General features: G+C 64.5%; 23 protein-coding genes and 1 pseudogene. 18 read left to right on the forward strand and 6 right to left on the reverse strand.

The annotated features are described in order from the left end of the window. The coding region (locus Q8R73_RS02680) for a peptidylprolyl isomerase (protein WP_305718011.1) at positions 1-584 on the forward strand (584 nt) is incomplete at its 5' end. After that, complete coding sequence (locus Q8R73_RS02685) at positions 581-1588, forward strand: HupE/UreJ family protein (RefSeq protein WP_371126016.1); 1008 nt, start codon at positions 581-583, stop codon at positions 1586-1588. The genes Q8R73_RS02680 and Q8R73_RS02685, both read left to right, overlap by 4 nt. On the opposite strand, the gene Q8R73_RS02690 is transcribed toward Q8R73_RS02685, so the two are convergent. The 4 genes from Q8R73_RS02690 to Q8R73_RS02705 form a co-directional block, all read right to left on the reverse strand. Beyond that, entirely contained in the window at positions 1589-1840 is a 252-nt protein-coding gene (locus Q8R73_RS02690; protein WP_305718012.1) for a ribbon-helix-helix domain-containing protein, read from the reverse strand. Continuing rightward, the gene (locus tag Q8R73_RS02695) at positions 1837-2025 is read right to left on the reverse strand and encodes a DUF4169 family protein (RefSeq protein WP_305718033.1); all 189 of its coding nucleotides are present in this window, start codon (positions 2023-2025) and stop codon (positions 1837-1839) included. Before Q8R73_RS02695 ends, Q8R73_RS02690 begins: the two co-directional genes overlap by 4 nt. Before the next feature lie 296 nt (positions 2026-2321). Next, on the reverse strand, positions 2322-3740 hold the full coding sequence (gene fumC / locus Q8R73_RS02700) for a class II fumarate hydratase (protein WP_305718013.1): 1419 nt from the start codon (positions 3738-3740) through the stop codon (positions 2322-2324). Positions 3741-3772: 32 nt separating this feature from the next. Further along, positions 3773-4288 (reverse strand): SspB family protein, encoded by a 516-nt coding sequence (locus tag Q8R73_RS02705; RefSeq protein ID WP_305718014.1) that lies wholly within the window; start codon positions 4286-4288, stop codon positions 3773-3775. 433 nt (positions 4289-4721) lie between these two features. Between Q8R73_RS02705 and Q8R73_RS02710 the strand changes: the two are divergent. The 14 genes and pseudogenes from Q8R73_RS02710 to Q8R73_RS02775 all read left to right on the forward strand — a co-directional run. Next, positions 4722-4811: pseudogene (locus Q8R73_RS02710) on the forward strand (chromate transporter); the annotation flags it as partial. Between the two features lie 175 nt (positions 4812-4986). Further along, positions 4987-5487, forward strand: a complete 501-nt coding sequence (locus tag Q8R73_RS02715; RefSeq protein ID WP_305718015.1) for a tripartite tricarboxylate transporter TctB family protein — start codon at positions 4987-4989, stop codon at positions 5485-5487. A 7-nt stretch (positions 5488-5494) separates the two neighbouring features. Then, positions 5495-7060 (forward strand): tripartite tricarboxylate transporter permease, encoded by a 1566-nt coding sequence (locus Q8R73_RS02720; RefSeq protein WP_305718016.1) that lies wholly within the window; start codon positions 5495-5497, stop codon positions 7058-7060. Between the two features lie 112 nt (positions 7061-7172). After that, positions 7173-8156: a tripartite tricarboxylate transporter substrate-binding protein gene (locus Q8R73_RS02725; RefSeq protein ID WP_305718017.1), complete on the forward strand. Its 984-nt coding sequence runs from the start codon at positions 7173-7175 to the stop codon at positions 8154-8156. 305 nt (positions 8157-8461) lie between these two features. After that, positions 8462-9256 carry a thymidylate synthase gene (locus Q8R73_RS02730; RefSeq protein WP_305718018.1) on the forward strand — a complete coding sequence of 265 codons (795 nt, stop codon included), beginning with the start codon at positions 8462-8464 and terminating at the stop codon, positions 9254-9256. Further along, positions 9253-9789: a dihydrofolate reductase gene (locus tag Q8R73_RS02735; RefSeq protein WP_305718019.1), complete on the forward strand. Its 537-nt coding sequence runs from the start codon at positions 9253-9255 to the stop codon at positions 9787-9789. Before Q8R73_RS02730 ends, Q8R73_RS02735 begins: the two co-directional genes overlap by 4 nt. A gap of 156 nt (positions 9790-9945) precedes the next feature. Beyond that, on the forward strand, positions 9946-11097 hold the full coding sequence (gene hflK, locus Q8R73_RS02740) for an FtsH protease activity modulator HflK (protein WP_305718020.1): 1152 nt from the start codon (positions 9946-9948) through the stop codon (positions 11095-11097). After that, a complete protein-coding gene (gene hflC, locus Q8R73_RS02745) occupies positions 11094-12071 on the forward strand; it encodes a protease modulator HflC (protein WP_305718021.1) in 978 nt (325 codons plus the stop codon). Before hflK ends, hflC begins: the two co-directional genes overlap by 4 nt. A 103-nt stretch (positions 12072-12174) precedes the next feature. Next, positions 12175-12375, forward strand: a complete 201-nt coding sequence (locus tag Q8R73_RS02750) for a DUF2065 domain-containing protein (RefSeq protein ID WP_305718022.1) — start codon at positions 12175-12177, stop codon at positions 12373-12375. 236 nt (positions 12376-12611) lie between these two features. Continuing rightward, the gene (locus tag Q8R73_RS02755; RefSeq protein ID WP_305718023.1) at positions 12612-14129 is read left to right on the forward strand and encodes a Do family serine endopeptidase; all 1518 of its coding nucleotides are present in this window, start codon (positions 12612-12614) and stop codon (positions 14127-14129) included. Positions 14130-14539: 410 nt separating this feature from the next. After that, on the forward strand, positions 14540-15538 hold the full coding sequence (locus Q8R73_RS02760) for an NrtA/SsuA/CpmA family ABC transporter substrate-binding protein (RefSeq protein ID WP_305718024.1): 999 nt from the start codon (positions 14540-14542) through the stop codon (positions 15536-15538). Between the two features lie 3 nt (positions 15539-15541). Then, entirely contained in the window at positions 15542-16288 is a 747-nt protein-coding gene (locus Q8R73_RS02765) for an ABC transporter permease (RefSeq protein ID WP_305718025.1), read from the forward strand. Further along, on the forward strand, positions 16276-17157 hold the full coding sequence (locus Q8R73_RS02770) for an ABC transporter ATP-binding protein (protein ID WP_305718026.1): 882 nt from the start codon (positions 16276-16278) through the stop codon (positions 17155-17157). The genes Q8R73_RS02765 and Q8R73_RS02770 overlap by 13 nt, the downstream gene beginning before the upstream one ends. A gap of 129 nt (positions 17158-17286) precedes the next feature. Beyond that, positions 17287-18012 carry a Crp/Fnr family transcriptional regulator gene (locus Q8R73_RS02775; RefSeq protein ID WP_305718027.1) on the forward strand — a complete coding sequence of 242 codons (726 nt, stop codon included), beginning with the start codon at positions 17287-17289 and terminating at the stop codon, positions 18010-18012. Here the strand turns inward: Q8R73_RS02775 and atzF are convergent. Both atzF and serB read right to left on the reverse strand, forming a co-directional pair. Further along, positions 18009-19406: an allophanate hydrolase gene (atzF, locus tag Q8R73_RS02780; protein ID WP_305718028.1), complete on the reverse strand. Its 1398-nt coding sequence runs from the start codon at positions 19404-19406 to the stop codon at positions 18009-18011. The genes Q8R73_RS02775 and atzF overlap by 4 nt on opposite strands. 114 nt (positions 19407-19520) lie before the next feature. Further along, complete coding sequence (gene serB, locus Q8R73_RS02785; RefSeq protein ID WP_305718029.1) at positions 19521-20414, reverse strand: phosphoserine phosphatase SerB; 894 nt, start codon at positions 20412-20414, stop codon at positions 19521-19523. On the opposite strand from serB, the gene miaA reads away from it, so the two are divergent. Both miaA and Q8R73_RS02795 read left to right on the forward strand, forming a co-directional pair. Further along, the gene (gene miaA, locus Q8R73_RS02790; protein ID WP_305718030.1) at positions 20392-21414 is read left to right on the forward strand and encodes a tRNA (adenosine(37)-N6)-dimethylallyltransferase MiaA; all 1023 of its coding nucleotides are present in this window, start codon (positions 20392-20394) and stop codon (positions 21412-21414) included. The genes serB and miaA overlap by 23 nt on opposite strands. A 335-nt stretch (positions 21415-21749) precedes the next feature. After that, positions 21750-23525: an acetolactate synthase 3 large subunit gene (locus Q8R73_RS02795; protein WP_305718031.1), complete on the forward strand. Its 1776-nt coding sequence runs from the start codon at positions 21750-21752 to the stop codon at positions 23523-23525. The last annotated feature ends 240 nt before the right edge of the window (positions 23526-23765 follow it).

A 23765-nucleotide genomic window follows, 5' to 3' on the forward strand; every position in this document is an offset into this window, starting at 1 on the left:
CGCAGAAACTGGAATTTGTCACCGAAGCCCCTGATGCGGTCGAGCCGGATGACGCGCAATTGCAGGCCTATCTCGATTCGCACCGCGAGCTGTTTGCGGTCGAACCGCGATACAGCTTCCGCCACATCTATCTCGACCCGCGGCGGCACCCGGCGACAATCGTGGCCGAAGCGGAACGAATGCTCGCTGAGCTGAACAGCCCGGGAGCCAACCTCGATGCGGCCGGCCTCGGCGATCCGACCACGCTGCCGTCCGACTTCGACAGCGCTTCGGCGAGCGACATCAAGAACAGTCTCGGCAATCAGTTTGCAAAGGCGCTGGCCGGGATCGCGCCCGGTCCATGGAACGGCCCGGTCTTGTCCGGTTACGGGGTGCATCTCGTGCAGGTCCGCCAGCGCAGCGAGCCGCGCGCGCCAGAGCTGGCGGACGTGCGCGAGGCCGTGAAGCGGGAGTGGCAGCTGACGCGCCGTGCCGAGGCGGTCGAGAAATCCTACCGGAACCTGCTGCAGCGCTATACCGTGACGATCGAGCCGTCGCGGCTGGCGCACGGCGCCGGCGATAGCGTATCGAAACGGCAGCCATGAGCCTGCGCCGTCTGCTCCGGAGCATTGTCGGTCTCTGCGTCCTGCTCGGCGCCGCCGCCGCCACCGCCGATGAATTCCGGCCGGGCTACCTCGAGCTGCGCCAGCAGGACGCCGAGACCTGGGAGGTGTTCTGGAAACTCCCGGCGCAAGGCGGCCAGCCGCGGCCGGGCGGTGAAGTGGTGTTTCCCGCCGATACCGTCATTCTGTCGGAGCCGCGCGGCGCGATGCACGCCGGCGCCTATGCCGAGCGCTGGCGGCTGAAGCGTTCCGGCGGCCTCATCGGCCAGACGGTCCGCATTGACGGATTGCCGCCGGACGTCACCGACGTGCTGGTGCGTGTGCAACGATCCGACGGCACGACGCAGGTGACGCGGCTGCTGCCGTCCGAACCGGCGTTCGTCGTCACGGCTTCCGCCGGGTCAGGGGAAGTGGCGCGAACCTACCTCGTGCTCGGCGTCGAGCATATCCTGCTCGGGATCGATCATTTGCTGTTCGTGCTGGCTCTGCTGCTGATCGTAAAGGGCGCCGGCCGCGTGGTGGTCACGGTGACCGCCTTCACCATCGCGCACAGCATCACGCTGGCCGCGGCGACGCTGGGGCTGGTCCGCGTGCCGGGTCCGCCGGTGGAAGCGGTGATCGCGCTTTCCATCGTTTTCGTCGCCGCGGAAATCGTCCACGGCGCGAACGGCAGGCCGGGCCTGACGGCGCGCTGGCCGTGGCTGGTGGCATTCACCTTCGGCTTGCTGCACGGGTTCGGTTTCGCCGGCGTGCTCGGCGAAATCGGGCTGCCGCAAAACGCCATCCCGCTGGCGCTGTTCTTTTTCAATGTCGGCGTCGAACTTGGCCAGTTGCTGTTCATCGCGGCATTCGCAGTCGCAGCACGGTTGGTGGCCCGTGTTCGCACCTTGTGGCCGCGCTGGATCGAACTGACGCCGGCCTATGCGATCGGCAGCATTGCGATGTTCTGGGTGCTGCAGCGCGTCGTGGCCTTGGGCGACAGTTAGCTAGGCTTGCGGCTTCGGATCCGACCCGGCGGCCATGGCGCGGCTGCGAAAGTAATCGAGCACGAACAGGCGAATCGCCGACGACAGATTGCCTTGCTGGCGGTTGGAGTCGATCTCGCCCACCAGTTCGGACAGCGTCATGTCGCGCAGGCCCGAAATTTCCTTCATGCCGTTCCAGAACGCCTCTTCGAGGCTGACGCTGGTCTTGTGGCCGGCGACCACGATCGAGCGCTTGACGACCGGCGACTTCATGATGCGTCCTCGCCATCGATACGGTGCTGATCCAGCAAATTATTCGCACGTGTTTCGCGCTGTTGGTCCAGCGCGCGTTCGGATTTGGTTCGGCCGAACCGCGTCCGGTTGGCGTCGGCCTGCTTCGCCGACGCGATACGCTCGGTGCGCTTCTTGAATCGCTTCAGGTTGACCACGTCCCCCATGGCAGCCTCCATCATCCAAAAACTGAAGGGCAACAGAAATTGCGAAGGCGGGGGCGCGTATGATGCCCCTTGGCCGGCTCGATCGTCATCCCAGAAAATCCCCGTTAGCGCCTTTTAATAGCATCAAAAAATATGTTTCGCTCTGCGAAAACCCGAATATTCGGCTGCTTGCCGCGAGCCGATCCACGACGGAAGCTGATCCACCCCATCCAATAGCCGTTATGATCTATAACCATTACGCGGGCCCGGTAAACGTAACGCCGGCCCCGTAGTATTCCGGGGGTCCCGCCCCGCAATCAACCCGGGTGTGTCATTTTGTCCGGCTGTACCAGCCGGTCGAATTCCTGAGCCGAAACAAATCCCAGCCGCACCGCTTCTTCGCGCAAGGTGGTGCCGCGGGTGTGGGCCTGCTTCGCGACCTTGGCGGCATTGTCGTAACCGATCGTCGGCGCCAGCGCGGTCACCAGCATCAGCGAGCGTTCCATCAAATCCCGGATTCGCTGTTCGTCGGCGCGGATTCCCTTGACACAATTTTTCGTGAACGAGCGTGCGACGTCGGCCAGCAATTCGATGGATTGCATCATGCAGTGCGCCATCACCGGCTTGTAGACGTTCAGTTCGAAATGGCCCTGGCTGCCAGCGACGGTGATGGTGGTTTGGTTGCCGAACACCTGGCAGCACACCATGGTCAGCGCTTCGCTCTGCGTCGGGTTGACCTTGCCCGGCATGATGGAGGAGCCCGGTTCGTTTTCGGGCAGGATCAATTCGCCGAGGCCGGAGCGCGGACCCGATCCGAGCAGGCGGATGTCGTTGGCGATCTTGAACAGCGCGGTCGCCACCGAATTGATGGCGCCATGCACGAACACATAGGCGTCGTTGGACGCCAGCGCTTCGAACTTGTTGGGCGCGCTGACGAACGGCAGTTTCGTGATCCGGGCGGCGTGCCTGGCAAACAGTTTGGCGAATCTCGGCTTCGAATTGAGGCCGGTGCCGACCGCGGTGCCGCCCTGCGCCAGCGGGTAGAGATCCTTCACCGCAATCCGCAGCCGCGCGATGCCGCTCTCGACCTGCGCGGCGTAGCCGGAGAATTCCTGGCCGAGCGTCAGGGGCGTCGCGTCCTGGGTATGGGTGCGGCCGATCTTGACGATACGTGCAAACGCCTTTTCCTTGTTGCGCAGCGCGCGCTGCAGTTCGCTCAGGGCAGGAATGAGATCGGCGGTGATGCATGTGGCGGCGGCGATGTGCATCGCGGTCGGGAACGAGTCGTTCGACGACTGGCTCATATTGACGTGATCGTTGGGATGAACCGGCTTCTTGGCGCCGAGTTCTCCACCCAGCAGTTCGCTGGCGCGATTGGCGATCACCTCGTTGAGGTTCATGTTGGTCTGGGTGCCGGAGCCGGTCTGCCAGACCACCAGCGGAAAATGGTCGTCGAACTTGCCCTCGATCACCTCGCGCGCGGCGCGGACGATGGCGCGGGCGCGACGGGCGTCAAGCAGCCCCAGTTCGCGATTGGTTTCCGCGGACGCCAGTTTGACGATGCCGAGCGCGCGGACGACGTCCATCGGCATCCGGTCGCGCCCGATGCGGAAATTGTGCCTGCTGCGTTCGGTCTGCGCGCCCCAATAGCTGGCGGAGGGGACCTCGATCGGACCGAAGCTGTCGGTCTCGCGGCGGGTGGATTTGGAACGCGATGCTGCGGTCGGTCGAGCCATCCAGGATATCCATCGCGCGAGGGCGTTGCGGATTACTTCTTGCGGAAGCGGTCCAGCCGCACGACCTCGGCACCCTCACTCGGCTTGGCGGGCTCTTCCCTGGTCTCGGCGGACGGGGCCGGAACCGGCGCAGCGGAGGGGGCGGAGGCGGGGACGGCCGGAAGATTGGCCGCCGGCGCTTCGGATGCGGCGTCGGCGGGCTCGAACTGCAGGCCGAACTGAACCGACGGATCGAAGAAGCTCTTGATCGAGTTGAAGGGAACCACAAGCCGTTCGGGAATGCCGCCGAACGACAGGCCGACTTCGAACCGGTCTTCGGTCACCACCAGGTCCCAGAACTGGTGCTGCAGGATGACGGTCATTTCTTCCGGGTATTGCGCCAGCAGCCGCGGCGACAGCTTCACGCCGTCGGCGGTGGACAGAAAAGTGATGAAGAAATGATGCTCCCCGGGCAGGCCGTGCTCGGCGGCGTCGGTCAACACGCGGCGCAGCACCCCTCGCAGCGCGTCGCGCGCCAGTACGTCGTATCGGATATGATCGGTCGCCATTATCAGGTCCTGTCACGTTCAAAGGTATTTTGCGGATCGGCAGTGCAGCCCGGGTGCCCCGACTCGCCTGTTTCGTCCATGCTACCCCGGCAGCGGGCCGAGGTCAGCAGCCGTTGCCGCCCATGGCGGAAATTCCAGCAGATCGTTCCCATAACAGGCAAATCAAATACCAAAAGGGTGATCAAGCTGCTGCCGGTTGCAGCCCGGGTCCGAGGCAGTGGTTGCGACCGCAATTGATTTCCGTGGAAGGCCCAGTCCGCAAGCCTGATATAGGAGGCAAATGCCCGGGAAACAGGGCCGGAATGACGCATTGGGATCGGAATGCCCCCAGCGAGGCACCAAGTCTTGGGCACGGCTGCGGATTTGCCGCCGGCCGCCCCGCCGGCGACGGATCCCAACCACTGCTGCTGGAACTGTTTCGAGCATCGCCAGAATGTCGCTGGCCGGCTTCGGCGGCGTGCTGGTCCAGGCGCGGCAAGTCATCGTCGACCAGCACCGCTGGATGACGGCGGACGAATTCAACCTGCGGTACCGGCCTTCGCGACCCGGCTCGATCCGCTCCGAATTCTGCTGGCCGGAGGGGTTTGGGTTTCGCTGGCGTTGTCGGATGAAAATCGGTAGGCAGGTTCGCCGGACCGGCAACTGGGGCATCCAAGAACAGATTTGGGCGACAAGCCCGTGCGGGGGGAGTGAGACCGATGAGTGATACGCCGAGTCCTGGACCGGTCAAATACATCATGCCCAAATGGATCCGGGGACCGCAGGATTTCATCGGCGGCCTGGCGATGGTCGGCATCGCGGTATTCGCTTTGTGGGCATCGAGCGATCTGCAGGGCATGCGCGGATTTTCCTTCGGGGCCGGAACCGCGCCCCGGATGTTCGCCTTCCTGCTGCTCGGGCTTGGCATCGCGATAACGATCGTCGGCCTTGTGAAAGATGGCGAGCACATCACGACCTATGCGTGGCGCGGTCCGCTGTTCGTGTCGCTGGCCATTCTTTCCTTTGCCGCCTCGATCCGGCCGATGGGCCTGATATTCTCGGCATTCACGAGCTTCATGATCGCGGCGCTGGGCACGCCGGAAACGAAATGGAAGCAAACCGCCATCGTCGCTATCTGCCTGACGACCTTCTGCAGTCTGTTGTTCCCCTACGCGCTCGGCCTGCCGTTGCAGATGTGGCCGAGATTTATGATCCGGTGAGGGTGTGATGGGTGACGTCTTTTCAAATCTCGGTATGGGCTTCGGCGTCGTCTTCCAGATGGTGCAGTGGACTCCTGCCTTTCTCGGCGGCATGTCGATTCCGGTTCCCGTCAATATTTTGCTGTGTCTGATCGGTGCGCTGGTCGGCACGCTGGTCGGCGTGCTGCCGGGCATCGGCACCATTGCCACGGTTGCTATGCTGTTGCCGATCACCTTCGGTCTGCCGCCGGTCGGCGCGCTGATCATGCTCGCCGGCATCTATTACGGTGCCCAGTATGGCGGCTCGACCACCTCGATCCTGGTGAACATCCCGGGCGAGGCGGGGTCCGTGGTCACCGCGCTCGACGGCTTCCAGATGGCCAAGCAGGGCCGTGCGGGCCCGGCGCTTGCGATCGCGGCGATCGGCTCGTTCTTTGCGGGCTGCGTCGCGACCGTGCTGATCGCGGTGCTCGGCGCGCCGCTGACCAAGCTCGCGCTGGCGTTCGGGCCGGCCGAGTATTTCTCGCTGATGGTGCTCGGCCTGATCTTCGCCGTGGTGCTGGCCAAGGGCTCGGTGCTGAAGGCGATCGCGATGATCGTGTTCGGCCTGCTGCTGTCGATGGTCGGGTCCGACATCGAAACCGGCGCGTCGCGCATGTCCTTCAACATCCCCGAACTCGCCGACGGTCTCGGCTTTGCCACCCTGGCGATGGGTCTGTTCGGCTTCGCCGAGATCATCCGCAATCTCGACGCGGGCAGTCAGAGTGACCGCCAACTGGTGCAGCAGAAGGTCACCGGCCTGATGCCGACCCGGAAAGAGCTCAAGGATTCCACGCCGGCGATCCTGCGCGGCACGGCGCTGGGATCGATCCTGGGCATTCTGCCGGGCGGCGGCGCGGTCATCGCATCGTTCGCGGCCTATACCATGGAAAAGAAGCTGTCGAAGCATCCCGAGAAGTTCGGCCGCGGCGTGATCGAGGGGGTGGCGGCGCCGGAAAGCGCCAACAACGCGGCGGCGCAGACCTCGTTCATTCCGCTGCTCACGCTCGGTATTCCGCCCAATGCGGTGATGGCGCTGATGGTCGGCGCCATGACGATTCACGGAATCGTGCCGGGACCTCACGTCATGCAGATACAGCCCGACCTGGTCTGGGGCATGATCGCCTCGATGTGGGTCGGCATTCTGATGCTGCTGATCATCAACCTGCCGCTGGTCGGGATCTGGGTGCGGCTGTTGCGCGTCCCGTATCGCCTGATGTTTCCTTCCATCGTGGTGTTTTGCGCGATCGGCATTTATTCGGTGAACAACGCGCCGACCGACGTGATGCTGGCCGGCGCATTCGGACTGCTCGGCTACTGGCTGATCAAGCACGATTTCGAGCCGGCGCCGTTGCTGCTCGGGATGGTGCTTGGACCGCTGATGGAAGAGAACCTCCGTCGCGCCTTGCTGATTTCGCGCGGCGACTGGACGGTATTCGCTACCCGTCCGCTGTCGGCGGTGCTGATGCTGATATCGGCGGCCCTGCTGGTGCTGACGATCCTGCCCTCGCTGCGCAAGAAGCGCGACGAGGTGTTCGTGGAGTCCGAGAACTGATGTACATCCACGGCGCCGCACTCCGGAGGTCTGAACTCGGAAGCGGCGCGGTCTGACCAAGTGAGGCCCGGTAATGCCGGCCTTTCCAACTTTTTTTTGCGAGGTAAATCTGATGAATCTCTATAGTCGCATGCTGGCGGTGTCCGGTCTGGCCGCACTCGTCGGCCTCGGCGCGGCCCCCGCGCAGGCGCAGGCGCCCGCTTATCCGACCCGCTCCATTACCATGATCGTGCCGTTTGCGGCCGGCGGTCCGACCGATGTCATCGCGCGCATCGTCACCGCGCATATGGCGCAGACGCTCGGTCAGACCATCATCATCGAGAACGTGGTCGGCGCCGGCGGCACCACCGCCACCACGCGCGCCGCGCGCGCGACCAATGATGGTTATACGCTGATTACCGGGCATATGGGCACTCACGCGGCGTCGGTGCCGCTGTATCCCAAACTGGCCTATCATCCCGAGAAGGATTTCGAACCGGTGGCGCTGCTGGCCGGAACCCCGATCCTGATCCTGGCGAAAAAGGATTTCGCGCCGAAGGACCTCAAGGAATTCATCACCTACGTGAAAGCCAATGCCGACAAGGTCAATGCGGCGCATGCCGGCGTCGGCTCGGTCTCCAACGTGTCCTGCGAACTGCTGAATTCGGTGCTCGGCATCAAGCCGGTCGGCATCCCCTTCAATGGCACGGGCCCCGCGATGAATGCGCTGGTCGGCGGTCAGGTCGACTACATGTGCGACCAGATCGTCAATGCCGTGCCGCAGATCAACGGCGGCACCATCAAGGCCTATGCGATCGCGACCCCCGAGCGCAATCCGTCGCTGCCGAATATTCCGACCACCAAGGAAGCCGGCCTGCCCGAGTTCCAGGCCCAGGCCTGGAACGCGATTTTCGCGCCGAAGGGGACCCCGCCCGAGGCGATAGCCAAGCTCAATGCGGCGGTGGTCAAGGCGCTCGACGACGAAACCGTCCGCAAGCGCCTGCTCGATCTCGGCAGCGTTATCCCGGCGACCGCCGAACGCACGCCCGCCTCGCTGGCGGCCTTGGTGAAGAGCGAAATCGCCAAGTGGACAGCGGTGGTCAAGCCGACCAATTGATCCCGCGCTCACGAAAATCGGTACCGGCCGGTCGCCCCGCATTGTTTTGATGTCTGGCGGCGGCCGGTCTCGATCCTTGCCGACGGCCGGCCGGGGCGACATTCGACACGCTTCGGTCAAGCGATGGCGCGTCGCTGCAGAGACGCGCCGGAGGGGCGCACGGGGAGGGAGGTTTGGTGCCCTTGCTGCATCCCATCCGGAACCCCATTTTTCCGGGTATAATCGGTCGCGGGCCGAATCGCCGCTGTCGATCGGGCCTTCCGGCCGCTAAGAGTGTTCTCCCCCGGGGTGAACAGCCTGACGCCATGAACCAGTACCACGATCTGCTCGAACGGATTCTCTCGGACGGCGCGGAGAAGCAGGACCGCACCGGCACCGGTACGCTGTCGATCTTCGGCCACCAGATGCGCTTCAACCTGGCCGCCGGCTTTCCGATGCTGACCACCAAGAAGCTGCCGCTGAAATCGATCATCCACGAGTTGTTGTGGTTCCTTAAAGGCGACACCAACATCAAATACCTCAGGGATAACGGTGTTTCGATCTGGGACGAGTGGGCCGACGCCAATGGCGATCTCGGTCCGGTTTACGGGTCGCAGTGGCGGTCGTGGCCGGCGCCCGACGGTCGCCACATCGACCAGATCGCCGGCGTCATCGACATGATCAAGCGCAATCCGGATTCGCGGCGCCTGATCGTCACAGCGTGGAATCCGGCCGAAATCGACAAAATGGCGCTGCCGCCGTGCCATTGCCTGTTTCAGTTCTATGTCGCGAACGGCAAATTGTCGTGCCAGCTATATCAGCGCTCCGCCGACGTATTTCTCGGCGTGCCCTTCAACATCGCCTCCTATGCGTTGCTGACGTTGATGGTGGCGCAGGTGACCGGGCTGAAGCCCGGCGATTTCGTCCACTCGTTCGGCGACACGCACCTCTATTCGAACCATCTCGACCAGGCCAAGCTGCAATTGACGCGCCCGACACGTCCGCTGCCGACCATGAAGATCAATCCCGCCGTGAACGACATCTTCGCCTTCCGCTATGAAGACTTCGTGCTCGAGGGCTACGACCCGCACCCGCATATCAAGGCCGAGGTCGCGGTGTGACCGCGACTGCCAGTCACGGTCCGGAAGTCGTCCTGGTCGTCGCGGTCGCCGAGAACGGCGTGATCGGGGCCGGCGGCGCGATTCCATGGCGGCTGAAATCCGACATGCAGCGCTTCAAGGCGATGACGCTGGGCAAGCCGGTGGTGATGGGCCGCAAGACGTTTGTCTCGCTGCGCAGGCCGTTGCCCGGGCGGACCAACATCGTCATGACGCGCGACGCCGGCTTTCGCGCCGCCGGCGCGGTGGTGACGACCTCGTTCGACGCCGCCCGGGCGGTCGCCACCGGCGACGCGCTGCGGCGTTTCGCCACTGAGATCGCCGTCATTGGCGGTGCCGAAATCTACGCCCAGTGGATGGATCAGGCAGACCGGCTCGAGATTACCGAGGTCCACGCCCGGCCCGAGGGCGATACCTGCTTCGCCGCCATCGATTCCGCGGTCTGGGAAGAGGTTGCGCGGGTGCGGAATCCGGCCGGTTCTGACGACAGCGCCCCCTATTCCTATGTGACATATCGCCGAAGGAAGCCGCATTAATCCCTTTAGGCAATGTTTGCATTGACAAATTCCGGCTCGGGCATAGCTCCAGCGAGCCAACAAGCCGCGTTGTAAGGGCCGGGACGGTCCCCTATAAGGCCGTGCAGATGTAGTGAGGCCGGGCGTCTTTGCCTTGGCCCGCGGAGGAGACTGTCGATGCCGTGGAAGAATCAAGGCGGAGGCCCCTGGGGCGCCGGTCCGAAAGGGCCATGGGGCTCGGGCCCGCAATCGGCCGGGCCGAGGCCACCCGATCTCGAAGACCTGTTGCGCCGCGGCCAGGACCGGCTCCAGCAGATGATGCCGGGGGGGTATTTCAGCGGCATTGGCATCGCGATCATCCTGCTCGTCGCCCTGGTGATCTGGGGCCTGTCCGGTTTCTTCCGGGTCCAGTCCGAAGAACTCGGCGTCGTGCTGCGCTTCGGCAAGCATGTGCGTACCGTGCAGCCGGGCCTGAACTATCATCTGCCCTATCCGATCGAGAGCGTGCTGTTGCCGAAGGCGCTGCGCGTTTCCACCATCAGCATCGGCATGTCCCTGATCGAGGATCCGGCGCGGCGCGGCCGGACCACGCGCGACGTGCCGGAAGAAAGCCTGATGCTGACCGGCGACGAGAACATCGTCGACGTCGACTTCGCCGTGTTGTGGCGGATCAAGCCGGACGGGGTCGGCGACTATCTGTTCAACATCCAGAATCCCGAAGGCACCGTGAAGGCGGTGGCCGAAAGCGCGATGCGCGAAGTTGTCGGGCGCGCCAACATCCAGCCGATCCTGACCGGCGCGCGTACCACCACCGAAGCCGGCGTGCAGGACCTGATGCAGAAGACGCTCGACTCCTATGGTTCGGGCATCCTGGTGCAGCAGGTGCAGATGCAGAAGGTCGATCCGCCGGCGCAGGTGATCGACGCGTTCCGCGACGTGCAGGCGGCGCGCGCCGATCTCGAACGGTTGCAGAACGAAGCGCAGACCTATGCCAATCGCGTCATACCCGATGCCCGCGGCCGCGCCGCGCAGATCCTGCAGGTGGCCGAAGGTTACCAGCAGCAGGCGATTGCCGAGGCCAAGGGCCAGAGCGCGCGCTTCCTGAAGGTCTATGACGAATACAGGAAGGCGCCGGACGTCACCCGCCAGCGCATCTATTTGGAGACGATGGAGCGCGTTCTCGGCGGTGCCGAGAAGCTGATCCATGACGGCGGCGGTTCGTCCGGACAAGGCGTGGTGCCGTTCCTGCCCCTCAGCGAACTGACGCCCCGGCGTCAGCCCGCGCCGGCGGCAGGTCAGGCGCAACAGCAGAGCGGAGTGACCCGATGAAGTCCGGAACTACAGGTATCGTCGCACTCATCCTGCTGCTGGTCGTGGCGGTCGTCGGCTACAGTTCGGTCTTCCAGGTGTTGCAGACCCAGCAGGCGCTGGTGGTGCGGCTCGGCAAGCCGGTCGCTGTCGTCCCGGAGCCGGGTCTGCATTTCAAGGCGCCGTTCATCGATACCGTGATCAGTATCGACAAGCGGATCCTCGATCTGGAAAATCCGGCGCAGGAAGTGATCGCGTCGGACCAGAAGCGTCTGGTGGTCGATGCCTTCGCCCGCTATCAGATCAAGGATGCGTTGCGGTTCTATCAGCGCATCGGCTCGATCCAGGCCGCCAATATCCAGTTGACCACGCTGCTCAACGCGTCGCTGCGGCGCGTGCTCGGCGAGGCCACGTTCATCCAGGTCGTGCGCGACGAGCGCGAAAGCCTGATGACGCGGATTCGCGACCAGCTCGACAGGGAGGCCGACGGTTACGGCATCGAGGTCGTCGATGTGAGGATCAGGCGCGCCGATCTGCCGGAGCAGAACAGCCAGGCGGTCTACCAGCGGATGCAGACGGAGCGACAGCGTGAGGCCGCCGAGTTCCGCGCCCAGGGCGGCCAGAAGGCGCAGGAGATCAGGTCCCGGGCGGATCGTGAAGCCACCGTCATCGTCGCCGACGCCAACTCCACCGCCGAACAGATACGCGGCGCGGGCGACGGCGAACGCAACCGGCTGTTTGCCGAAGCCTACGGCCAGGATGCGGATTTCTTCGCGTTCTACCGTTCGATGACGGCATACGAGAACGGGCTGCGCAGCAACGATACCCGCTTCTTGCTGCGGCCGGACTCCGACTTCTTCAAGTTCTTCAGCAATTCGTCGGGCAAGCCGCCGGCGGCGGCAGCGGCGGCAGCGACGCCAGCGGCAGTGGCCCCGGCCCCGGTGGCGGTGGCCCCGGCCCCAGCCCCGGCAGCACCTGCTGCGCCGAGGCCGTAAACGTGCTTGAAAATGACCTCGGTTCCGATTCAATCGGAGCCGAGGCGACGTAACCAAGACGTAACCAAGACAAGAAAAGCATCAAGGGCGGGGTTTCAGTCCGATGAGGTCCATAGCGTTCGCCGACTTCCTCATCGGCCTGGGCATCCTGTTCGTGTTTGAAGGCCTGCTGTTTGCAGCAAGCCCGGCCTGGATGCGCCGGGCGATGCAGAGCGCGATGGCGACGCCGGACAACATTCTGCGCATCGTCGGCATCGGATCGGCGGTCCTGGGCTTGGTCCTGATCTGGTTCGTGCGGCGCTAGCATCAGTCATTCCGGGGCGCGCCCTGGCGCGAACCCGGATCTCGAGATTCCGGGTCTGGTGCTTTCGCACCATCCCGGAATGATAACCACGGTAAAAAGGCTGCCGGATCAACGCGATCGTGAGCCCGCGGCGTCGGCTTTTCGCCCTATTATCCGCCTCAAATGCTTGCGCCGCAGACCTGTTCGGGCGCACTGTTGCCGCCAGATTCCGACCTTTCGCAAAGAGAGAAGCCGATATGACCGGTGCGATTCCATACCCGAGCTATCGCCAGCGCCCCCTGATGGCCGCGATCTGCGCCGCAAGCCTGCTTGTCGGGCCGGTCTTCTCCGCGCCCGCTTCGGCGCGCGGCCCGGACGGCATCGCCGATGTCGCCGAAAAGGTGATCGACGCCGTGGTCAACATCTCGACCTCGCAGACCGTCGAGGCCAAGGGCGGTTCATCCGGCGGCGACCGTGGCGCGATGCCGCAACTGCCGCCGGGCTCGCCGTTCGAGGAGTTCTTCGACGACTTCTTCAAGAACCGACGCGGCGGTCCGGGAGGCGGCTCCAAGGGCGGCGAGATCCAGCCGCGCAAGACCAACTCGCTCGGATCCGGCTTCATCGTCGATACCGCGGGCATTGCCGTGACCAACAATCACGTCATCGCGGATGCCGACGAGATCAACATCATCATGAACGACGGCACCAAGATCAAGGCCGAACTGGTCGGGGTCGACAAGAAGACCGACCTTGCGGTGCTGAAGTTCAAGCCGCCGGCAAAGCCGCTGGTCGCCGTGAAGTTCGGCGATTCCGAGAAGCTGCGGCTCGGCGAATGGGTGATCGCGATCGGCAATCCGTTCAGTCTCGGCGGCACCGTGACCGCCGGCATCGTTTCGGCGCGAAACCGCGACATCAACACCGGCCCCTACGACAGCTATATCCAGACCGACGCTTCCATCAATCGCGGCAATTCCGGTGGCCCTCTGTTCAACCTCGACGGCGAAGTGGTTGGCGTCAACACGCTGATTATCTCGCCGACCGGCGGTTCGATCGGCATCGGTTTTGCGGTGCCGTCGAAGACCGTGGTCGGCGTGGTGGATTCGCTGCGGCAGTTCGGCGAATTGCGCCGCGGCTGGCTCGGCGTCCGGATCCAGCAGGTCACCGACGAAATCGCCGAAAGCCTCGGCATCAAGCCGGCACGCGGCGCGCTGATCGCGGGCGTCGAGGAAAAAGGCCCGGCGAAACCGGCGGGCATCGAGCCCGGCGATGTCGTGATCAAATTCGACGGCAAGGACGTCAAGGAGCCGAAGGACCTGTCGCGCGTCGTGGCCGACACCGCGGTCGGCAAGGAGGTCGACGTCGTCATCATCCGCAAGGGCAAGGAAGAGGTTCGCAAGGTCACGCTCGGCCGCCTTGTCGATGACAAGCCGGTGCAGGCGGCGATCAAGAAGGAAGAACCGGTTGAGAAACCGGTGACGCAGAAGGCTCTCGGCCTCGACCTCGCCACCCTGAGCAAGGACCTGCGCACCCGCTACAAGATCAAGGACACCGTCAAGGGCGTCATCGTCACCGGCGTCGACAACGGCTCCGACGCCGCCGAGAAGCGGCTCAGCGCCGGCGACGTGATCGTCGAGGTCGCGCAGGAGTCGGTGGCCAACGCCGCCGACATCAAGAAGCGGGTCGATCAGTTGAAGAAGGACGGCAAGAAATCCGTCCTGCTGCTGGTGTCGAACGCGGAAGGCGAACTGCGCTTCGTGGCGCTGGGCGTGCAGTAGGACGCCAATTTCACTTGCGTTGCCGGTAACCCGGCAGCGCATTCGCGCCGCCGGGCGCTTCCTGAGATCCGATGGCCGCCAGGATCAAGCCCGGGCATGACGCGCCCCGGCCACCATCCTCCGATACCCTGCGCATAAGCGATGCGGTGAGGCCGCCGTAGCCGACCCGTGCAACCGCGCGGCGACGGCCGATGCTCTGCGAACTCATTGTCGATTAATTGCTTCCTAGGATGGCGGGCTTGGCTGACGATCCGGCTCTCGCAAACGGCGGGCCATTTCAACGGTCCAGCTAGCCGGCCGGGAAATGTCCAACGGGAGGGACGCGGGTTCGCTGTGGCTCCGGTCAAGGCCGGCCCACCATTGTCACAACGCGTGCCGTCACGGTCCTGCCGGCGCCACGGAGATTGTTCATGCCGCCCACCAATACCATTCCCGCCGTCCTGATGGCGGTTTGTACCGCCCTCGTCTGGTCGGTCGCCGCGTCCGGCCCGGCGCATGCCGAGCTTCTGAAGGCCCGTCTCGCGCAGAATCTCGCGCCGATATCGGGCCTCACCATCGTCGCCAAGGCCAAAGGTATGTTCGAGAAACACGGGCTGGATATTTCGGTCACGAACTTCACCTCGGGAAAGCAGTGCCTGGACACGGTGATCGGCGGTGGTGCCGATATCGCGACGACGGCCGAAGCACCGGTGACGGCGGCGGCGATGGCCAACCAGCCGATCGCCTTCGTCGCGGGAATGGAATATTCCGATCTCAAGACGATCACGGCGGCCAAGGCCGCTATCAAGACCAAGGCCGATCTCCGCGGCAAGAAAATCGGGTTCACCGCCGGCACCGGCAGTGAAGTCTATACCGCCACGCTGCTGAAGGCGGCCGGCCTGACGCCGGCCGACGTCACGCTGGTCAATCTGCGGCCGCAGGAAATGCTGCCGGCGATGGCGGCCGGAAGCATCGACGCCTTCGATACCTGGGAGCCGCATATCTCCAACGCCAAGAAGGCGCTCGGAGAGAGTGCGGTAGTGCTCGACACCAAGGGGATTTATTCCGAGACCTTCAACATCGTCGTGACCCGGCCCTACCTCACCGCCAACGGCGCGCTCGTCGACAAGTTTCTGGGGGCGCTGGTGGAAGCCGAAGCCTGGCTGAAGTCGAATCCGGACGAGGCGATCGCGACCATCGCGGACGCCGTCGGCATGAAGCGCGACGAACTCAAGGCGATCTGGCCTGATTACGTCTATCATGTCCGCATCGACGATCAGCTACTCGGCATTCTCAAGCTGCACGCTGGCTGGAGGCTCGCCACCGGCAATCACCCGCCGGGCGCGGTGATGCCGGATTTCAGCAAGGTGCTGGTGCTCGATCCGCTTCGCGCCATCGATCCCGCCCGCGTGACGGTTTCGAGCAACTAGCCGATGAGGCGTCTCAATATTCTCATCGGTGCTCTGTCCATTCCGCTGTTTCTGGCGGCATGGGAGGTGGTCGCAAGGTCGGGTATCGTGAACATGGTCCTGTTCCCGCCGCCGTCGATCGTGGCGGTGGCCGTGCTCGAATGGATCAGAAGCGGCCAGTTCTTCTCGGACTTTGGCGCGAGTCTCTATCGCGTCGTGACAGGCTTCACGCTCGGCGCGATCGCGGGTGTCGCGCTGGGTGTTCTCACCGGACAGTTTCCATTGGTGTCGAGCCTGCTGTCGCCGATCTTTCATGTCCTGCGGCCGATTCCGCCGATCGCATTCGTCCCGATCGTCATTCTCTGGTTCGGCCTGTCGGAGGCCGGCAAGCTGTTTCTGGTGTTCTGGGGCGTATTCTTCACGGTGTGGCTGTCCGCCCATATCGGCGTGCAGAAGGTCGACCGCGGCCTGATCCGGGCGGCACTGATGCTGGGCACGCCGCGGCGCCAGATGCTGCAGGAGATCGTGTTGCTGGGGGCGCTGCCCTACATCGTGGTCGGGCTGCGGACCGCCGTCAGCATTTCGTTCTACACGCTGGTGGCCGCCGAACTGGCGGGGGCCTTTTCCGGCATCGTCTACCGGATCGAGATCGCGCAGCAGAACCTGCAGACCGGCCAGGTGATGGGTGGCCTGGCAGCACTCGGATTGATGTCGTTCGTCGCGGACCGGATGTTCGCGACTGTGGCCGAACGCGCGGTATGGTGGCGATGATGCAGATCAGGCAGCGACCCGACCCGACACTGGCGCTGGTCCCTTCGCGGCCCCCGACCGCAGCCGGACCCGCCGAAGTCCTGACCACCATCCAGGTGTCGAACCTGAGCATCGTGTTCGATACGCCGCAGGGCCAGGTCATCGCGGTCGATCGCGTGACCTTCAGCGTCAACCAGGGCGAATTCGTCTGCATTGTGGGTCCGTCGGGCTGCGGCAAGTCGACGGTGCTCAACACCATCGCAGGCCTTGAGGTGCCCTACAGCGGCGAGGTGACGGTAGACGGCCGTCCGATGCAACGTCCGCGGCCCGATGTCGGCATGGTGTTCCAGCAGCCGCATCTGTTTCCCTGGAAATCCGTTCGCAGCAACATCGCCCATGGCCCGCGCATGCTCGGAAAGTCGCGCGGCGAAGCCCGTGCGATCGCCGATGGCCTGATCGAGATGATCGGCCTCGGCCGTTTCGCCGACGCCTATCCGCACACGCTTTCGGGCGGCATGCAGCAGCGCGTCGCGATTGCGCGGGCGCTGGCGAACCAGCCACGGGTGCTGCTGATGGACGAGCCGTTCGGGGCGCTCGACGCGCAAACCCGCAGCGTGATGCAGGACAATCTGCTCGAGTTGCGGGAGCGGATCGATGCCACGGTCGTGTTCGTCACCCATGACATCGACGAAGCCATCCTGCTGGCGGATCGCGTCCTGATCATGAGCGCAGGCCCCGGGCGCATCCTGCGCGATCTCGGCGTTGATCTGCCGCGGCCCCGGTCCAACGCCATCATGCTTGATCCCGCCTACATCGCGCTGAAGAAGGATTGCCTCGACCTGATCCGCTCCGAAGGCCGCCGCGCTTTCGAGCAGTCCACCGCGGGCTGATGGCGGGGTTGCCTGGCTTGCGGGACCTCCAGCATGTTCGGAGATCGCCCCTTTTATGAGCAGCCGGTTCGACCGGATCGTCTCTCCCTGGCACGAGTCTTGAATTGACTTGGCCGCAAGGAGAGCACGATGGAAGCAGCAACTGTGTCAGCCGCGGCCGGCATCATGCTGGCGGAGTCCGACAGCCTTGTCCGTCCGCTACCCGGCCTGCTGGATGGGCTGAGCGAGGCCGACCGGCGCCGGTTGCGCATGATCGGCCGCGACAAGGTGCTGGAAAGCGGCCAGTTCGTCTGGCGCCAGGGCGATGGCCAGACCGGAATTTACCTGATCCGGTCCGGCCGTATCCGAAGCTACTATGTCGCCCCTCTCGGCCGCGAAGTGACGCTGGCTTACTGGTTTTCCGGCAACTTCGTCGGCGGTCCCGATCTGTTCGGAGCAGGACCGCATATGTGGTCGTCGGTGGCGGTCGAGCCCAGCGAATTGACGTTTCTTCCCGGTCCGGCCTTGCGCAAGCTGGCGCTCGAATCCGCCACCCTCGCGGTCGCGTTGCTCGATGCGCTGGCTTTCAAGGCGCGATGCTATTCGGCGATGGCGCAGATGCTGGGAACACGCTCCGTAACCGAGCGGTTGCATCGCCTGCTGATTTTCCTGTCGAGGATTCACGGCATTCGCAACGGCCGGGAAACCACCATCGCGGTGCCGTTCACCCATGGCGATCTCGCCAATCTGATCGGCTCGACCCGGCAATGGGTCACGGTTCAGCTCGCACGCATGCAGCAGCGCGGCATCATCCGCTACAACAGGGGCCTGATCTCGATCCTGAACATGCAAGCGCTGGATATCGAACTGGTTTAGGCGTCCGTCAGATCCGCCGGAGCGGACGCGCGCGACGTCAGGGCGAACGGAGTGCCGGTGGCGCCGGCTTCGAGCCGCCGGGCCAGCGCGATCAGGGCCCGGTCGGTCCAGGCCGGCGCCAGCAACGTCACTCCCATTGGAACGCCGTTCGGCAGCACGCCGTTCGGGATCGCCACCGCGCATAAATCCAGCAGGTTGGCGAAATAGGAATAGTGGCCGAGGCGATTGTTGAGCGTGATCGGATCGCGGTTCATGTCATCCAGCAGAAACGGACGTGGCGCCGTCGGAACAACCAAAGCATCGATGCCGGCGACGACGCCCTGCACTTGCCGGCGCAGCCGCAGCAGCCTGTGAAAGGCGGTGAAGGCGTCCATCGCCGTATAGTTCTCGGCCGGCCGCAGCACGGATCTGGTGACATCGAGAACGGCGTCGGTATCGATCTCCATCAGCGCGGCGATCGCGGCTCGCCGTTCCGCGAGCCAGGGACCTGCGAACATCATCCTGCCGGCCTCGGCAAACGGCGCGAAATCGATCTCGACAGCGGTGCCGCCCTGAGCCGAAAACCGGTCGCAGGCCTGCTCATAGAGCGTGCCGCATTCCGGCATGCCGAAAAACTCGAGGTCATTGCCGTGAAGCCGGCCGAACTTGAACGGGCCGGCGGCCGGCGGCCTGACCGATGCGGGTGCCCGGCGGCTGTAGCAATCCTCGGCATCGAATCCTTCGATCACGTCCAGGATGGTCGCGCCATCCTGCACGGTGTTGCAGAAGATCGAGACACAATCCAGCGTCGGACAATTCGGCACCAGTCCGCGTGACGACACCAGCCCGACGGTCGGCTTGATGCCGACGATGCCGTTGAAGCCGGCGGGAATGCGGCCCGAGCCGCCGGTGTCGGTGCCGAGCGCGAACGCGACGTGCCCGGCCGCGACCGCGACCGCCGAACCGGAACTGGATCCGCCCGAAATGTAGCGCGGGTCGGCGACGGTTGCGCAGGCCCCGTAGGGGGAGCGCGCGCCGGACAGCCCGGTGGCAAGCTGATCGAGGTTGGTCTTGCCGATGCAGATGGCGCCGGCGGCGCTCAGTCGCTCGACGCTGCGGGCGGAGCGCGCCGGCATATGGCTGAAGGCAGGACAGGCCGCGGTGGTCGGCATATCCGCCACATCGATGTTGTCCTTGACCCCGAACAGCACACCGAGCAGGGGAAAGGTTTCGCCGGCGCTGGCGCGCGCCAGCAGGGCGCGGCAAAGATCCCGGGTCTCCGCGATCGGCCGTACGTGAATCCAGCAGTTGCGGTCGCGCTCGGCCTCGATCCTCCGATAGGCGGTCTCGATCGTCTGCAATGGATCGCCAACGACGCTGGAGGAGATTGCGGATCGTGTGTTGAGCTGACTCACCTGAATCTCCATGCGCTGATGGAGCAAAACTGGGTGAGCGGGCCGTCGCGAACAAGCAATTAAGTGCTTCCGCTCCGGCGCTGCAGCCAAGTGGACTTCACGGCAGGGTTAATCTCACGCCCCCACGAACTCGTCCCGCCGATAGCCTTGCGCATAGAGCAGCGCCGTGAGATCGCCATGGTCGATCCGCGCCGCCGCCGCGGCCGCCACCGCCGGCTTGGCGTGGTAGGCGACGCCGAGGCCGGCGGCCTCGATCATGCCGAGATCGTTGGCACCGTCGCCGGTCACCAGCGTGTCGATTGCGTCGAGATCGAAGGATTCACGCAGCTCGATCAGGGTTGCCAGTTTGGCGGCGCGGCCCAGAATCGGCTCGCGGACTTCGCCGGTCAGTTTGCCGTCCGCGACCAGTAGTTCGTTGGCGCGGTTTTCCTGAAATCCGATCCGCTCGGAAACCGCGCCGGTGAACAAGGTAAAGCCGCCCGAGATCAGGCAGGTCCAGGCGCCATGGGCGCGCATGGTCATGACCAACTCGCGGCCGCCCGGCGTCGCCGTGATACGCGTCTTCAGCACCTCGTCGACCACGCCGACGGGCAGGCCCTTCAGGAGCGCGACGCGCTCGCGCAGCGCCGGCTCGAACTCGATTTCGCCGCGCATCGCACGCTCGGTAATCCCGGCGACATGCGTCTTGAGCCCGGCGAAATCCGCCAGTTCGTCGATGCATTCCTGCCCGATCATGGTGGAATCCATGTCGGCCAGAAAGAGCTTCTTGCGCCTGAACGCCCGGGGCTGCACGACAATATCGATCGGCAAATCGCCGCGCGCCTCGCGCAGGCGGATTTCGATGGCCTTGATATCGTCGCTGCCTTCGAAGGGGATATCGACCGCCACTTCGTCGAACAGCCACTGCGCGGGCCCGGCCGAGGGCAGAATGGCGCGCGCGCCGTCCACCACCGTGCTATCGAGCGCAGGGTTGGCGGGGTTGCAAATGAGCGTGGCGACGAGAGACATCCGAGTGGCTTCACACGTGGAAAATGACAAGGCGGTGCTTATCGCAGGGCCGACCGCCAGCGGCAAGTCGGCGCTCGCGCTGGAGCTTGCGGAAAAAACCGGCGGCGTCGTCATCAATGCCGATTCCATGCAGGTCTATCGCGACCTGCGCGTGCTTACGGCACGGCCGACATTGGACGAGGAGGCGAGGGTGCCGCACCGGCTCTATGGCCAGGTCGCCGCCGCGGTGAATTTCTCGGCCGGCAGCTGGGTGGCCGATGCCGCGACCGTGCTGGAGGAACTCCGCGCGCAGAACCGTCTGCCGATCTTCGTGGGCGGCTCCGGCCTGTATTTCAAGGCGCTGACATCAGGGCTGTCGGCGGTGCCGCCGATCCCGCCCGAGGTCCGCGACGCCGTGCGCGCGCGGCTGGAGCGCGACGGCGTCGAGGCGCTGCATGCCGAACTGGCGCGGCGCGATCCGGCCTCCGCCGAACGTCTGAAACCGCGCGATCGCAGCCGCATCGCTCGCGCGCTCGAAGTGATCGAGGCGACCTCGCGCTCGCTGACATCATGGCATCGCGATGGCCTGCCGCCACTGCTGCCGCAGACGCAATTCCGCGCGCTGTTTCTTAGCCCCGACCGCGACGAGCTTTATGCGCGGATCGACGCGCGGTTCGATGCGATGCTGCAAGCCGGTGCGCTGCAGGAAGTCGCGACCCTGGCATCGCGAAATCTCGATCCGCTGCTGCCGGCGATGAAGGCGCACGGCGTGCCGGCCCTGATCCGGCACCTCCAGGGCGAGATCAGCCTGGAGGAGGCTGCCGGGATCGGACGCGCCGATACACGGCACTACGCCAAGCGGCAATTCACCTGGTTCCGGCATCAATTGCCGGAATTCGAGTGGGTGAAACCGGAGGCGGCGCGGGAGTGGCTGGATACGGTCATTCCGGGATGGTCCGAAGGACCAGACCCGGAATCTCGAGGTTCCGGGTTCGCTCGTTTCACTCGCGCCCCGGAATGACCGAGTGAGGCACCACCGCGCATGGCTGAGACCAGCAAATTGAGCTCGCCGGGGGCAAAAAACCCGGCTAAGTTCAAATTCTGCATCGATTGCCGCCCGTGGCTTGACTTTTCAGGCTTGGGCAGTATGTTCCGCGCAACCTTTGGGAAGTTCGAGACCTAAAATGCGTAATATTATTACCAAACTCCTTATCGTCGTCGTACCCAGGCGCACCGCCGGGGGTGGCTGAGGCCATCCAAAAACGGGCGGTGTGCATGGGGCCTCTTGGGCCCCTTTTTATTTTCCAGACAGCCAACTGAAGAAAGCCGCTGACCACAGCGCATCCGGAGCAAGCCATGAGCGATACCAGCCACGATCCGAACCAGATGACCGGCGCAGCGATGATCGTCCGCGCGCTGATCGATCATGGCGTCGAGCACATCTTCGGCTATCCCGGCGGCGCGGTGCTTCCGATCTATGACGAACTGTTCCAGCAGAGCGAGGTCGAGCACATCCTGGTGCGGCACGAGCAGGGCGCCGGCCACGCCGCCGAGGGCTATGCGCGCTCCACCGGCAAGCCCGGCGTGGTGCTGGTGACCTCGGGCCCGGGCGCCACCAACATGGTGACGCCGCTGGCCGACGCGCTGATGGATTCGATCCCGCTGGTCTGCATCACCGGGCAGGTGCCGACCCACCTGATCGGCAATGACGCGTTCCAGGAATGCGACACCGTCGGCATCACCCGGCCGTGCACCAAGCACAACTGGCTGGTGCGCGACGTCAACGATCTGGCCAAGGTGCTGCATGAGGCGTTCTATGTCGCGAGCTCCGGCCGCCCCGGTCCGGTGGTGGTCGACGTGCCCAAGGACGTGCAGTTCGCGACCGGCACCTATCACCCGCCGCGCAAGTCCGACGTTCATCTGTCCTATACGCCGAGGATCAAGGGTGACGCCGCGCAGATCCGCAAGGCGGTGGCGCTGCTGGCTTCCGCCAAACGCCCGGTGATCTACAGCGGCGGTGGCGTGGTCAACTCCGGCCTCGAAGCCTCCAGGCTGCTGCGCGAACTGGTCGAAGTCACCGGTTTTCCGATCACCTCGACCCTGATGGGGCTCGGCGCCTATCCGGCCTCCGGCAAGAACTGGCTCGGCATGCTCGGCATGCACGGCACCTACGAAGCCAACATGGCGATGCATGATTGCGACGTCATGCTGTGCGTCGGCGCGCGCTTCGACGACCGCATCACCGGCCGCACCGATGCGTTCTCGCCGAACTCCAAGAAGATCCACATCGATATCGATCCGTCCTCGATCAACAAGAACATCCGTGTCGATGTTCCCATCATCGGCGACGCCGCCAATGTGCTGGGTGACCTGCTGCAGGTGTTCAAGGCGGAGGCGAAGCGACCGGACATCAAGCCGTGGTGGCAGGAGATCGCGAAATGGCGGGCGCGCAACTCGCTGTCCTACAAGAAGAACAGCGATATCATCCTGCCGCAATACGCCATCGAGCGGTTGTTCGAGCTGACGCGCGGGCGCGACACCTACATCACGACGGAAGTCGGTCAGCACCAGATGTGGGCGGCGCAGTTCTTCGGCTTCGAGGAGCCGCACCGCTGGATGACGTCGGGCGGCCTCGGCACCATGGGCTACGGCCTGCCGGCGGCGGTCGGCGTCCAGGTCGCGCATCGCGACAGCCTCGTGATCGATATCGCCGGCGACGCCTCGGTCCAGATGACGATGCAGGAGATGTCGACGGCGATCCAGTATGAACTGCCGATCAAGATATTCATCCTGAACAACCAGTATATGGGCATGGTGCGGCAATGGCAGCAGCTGCTGCATGGCAACCGGCTCTCGCATACCTATTCCGAGGCGCTGCCGGATTTCGTCAAGCTGGCGGACGCGTTCGGCTGCGTCGGCATCCGGGCGACGAAACCGGGCGACCTCGACGGCGCCATCCAGGAGATGATCGACGTCAAGCGCCCGGTGCTGTTCGACTGCCGGGTGGCGGCGCTGGAAAACTGCTTCCCGATGATCCCGTCCGGCAAGGCGCATAACGAAATGCTGCTGCCGGCGGAAGCCAACGACGAAGCCACCGCCGCCGCCTTCGCCGGCGGCAAGGCGCTGGTGTGAGCGATGTTAGAGGCTTTCGCGAACCACGCGCCGCAAATTCCACTGTCATCGTCCGGCTTGACCGGACGATCCAGTACGCCGCGGCGGAGAGGTTCTATCGCGGATGCCTGCGATTACTGGGTCCCCGCTGGAGCCTGTCATCGGGCGGCGCGACGCGCCGACCCGTTGGCGGGGACGACGAGTAGGAATGGTTGAGGCGACCGATGTTTGACCTGCAGCAACTGGAAAACGCACACGGCG

Source organism: Bradyrhizobium sp. (assembly GCF_030697065.1).
Classification (GTDB): domain Bacteria; phylum Pseudomonadota; class Alphaproteobacteria; order Rhizobiales; family Xanthobacteraceae; genus Bradyrhizobium.

What these genes read in the sequence shown, in the direction of transcription:
- Q8R73_RS02770 (WP_305718026.1), top strand. Translation starts at nt 16,276, where the DNA reads ATGGTGGCGATGATGCAGATCAGGCAGCGACCCGACCCGACACTGGCG.
- Q8R73_RS02720 (WP_305718016.1), top strand. Translation starts at nt 5,495, where the DNA reads ATGGGTGACGTCTTTTCAAATCTCGGTATGGGCTTCGGCGTCGTCTTC.
- hflC (WP_305718021.1), top strand. Translation starts at nt 11,094, where the DNA reads ATGAAGTCCGGAACTACAGGTATCGTCGCACTCATCCTGCTGCTGGTC.
- serB (WP_305718029.1), bottom strand. Translation starts at nt 20,414, where the DNA reads ATGTCTCTCGTCGCCACGCTCATTTGCAACCCCGCCAACCCTGCGCTC.
- Q8R73_RS02715 (WP_305718015.1), top strand. Translation starts at nt 4,987, where the DNA reads ATGAGTGATACGCCGAGTCCTGGACCGGTCAAATACATCATGCCCAAA.
- Q8R73_RS02685 (WP_371126016.1), top strand. Translation starts at nt 581, where the DNA reads ATGAGCCTGCGCCGTCTGCTCCGGAGCATTGTCGGTCTCTGCGTCCTG.
- Q8R73_RS02725 (WP_305718017.1), top strand. Translation starts at nt 7,173, where the DNA reads ATGAATCTCTATAGTCGCATGCTGGCGGTGTCCGGTCTGGCCGCACTC.
- Q8R73_RS02695 (WP_305718033.1), bottom strand. Translation starts at nt 2,025, where the DNA reads ATGGGGGACGTGGTCAACCTGAAGCGATTCAAGAAGCGCACCGAGCGT.
- Q8R73_RS02765 (WP_305718025.1), top strand. Translation starts at nt 15,542, where the DNA reads ATGAGGCGTCTCAATATTCTCATCGGTGCTCTGTCCATTCCGCTGTTT.
- Q8R73_RS02690 (WP_305718012.1), bottom strand. Translation starts at nt 1,840, where the DNA reads ATGAAGTCGCCGGTCGTCAAGCGCTCGATCGTGGTCGCCGGCCACAAG.
- Q8R73_RS02775 (WP_305718027.1), top strand. Translation starts at nt 17,287, where the DNA reads ATGGAAGCAGCAACTGTGTCAGCCGCGGCCGGCATCATGCTGGCGGAG.
- Q8R73_RS02705 (WP_305718014.1), bottom strand. Translation starts at nt 4,288, where the DNA reads ATGGCGACCGATCATATCCGATACGACGTACTGGCGCGCGACGCGCTG.
- miaA (WP_305718030.1), top strand. Translation starts at nt 20,392, where the DNA reads ATGAGCGTGGCGACGAGAGACATCCGAGTGGCTTCACACGTGGAAAAT.
- fumC (WP_305718013.1), bottom strand. Translation starts at nt 3,740, where the DNA reads ATGGCTCGACCGACCGCAGCATCGCGTTCCAAATCCACCCGCCGCGAG.
- hflK (WP_305718020.1), top strand. Translation starts at nt 9,946, where the DNA reads ATGCCGTGGAAGAATCAAGGCGGAGGCCCCTGGGGCGCCGGTCCGAAA.
- Q8R73_RS02760 (WP_305718024.1), top strand. Translation starts at nt 14,540, where the DNA reads ATGCCGCCCACCAATACCATTCCCGCCGTCCTGATGGCGGTTTGTACC.
- Q8R73_RS02755 (WP_305718023.1), top strand. Translation starts at nt 12,612, where the DNA reads ATGACCGGTGCGATTCCATACCCGAGCTATCGCCAGCGCCCCCTGATG.
- Q8R73_RS02795 (WP_305718031.1), top strand. Translation starts at nt 21,750, where the DNA reads ATGAGCGATACCAGCCACGATCCGAACCAGATGACCGGCGCAGCGATG.
- Q8R73_RS02730 (WP_305718018.1), top strand. Translation starts at nt 8,462, where the DNA reads ATGAACCAGTACCACGATCTGCTCGAACGGATTCTCTCGGACGGCGCG.
- Q8R73_RS02750 (WP_305718022.1), top strand. Translation starts at nt 12,175, where the DNA reads ATGAGGTCCATAGCGTTCGCCGACTTCCTCATCGGCCTGGGCATCCTG.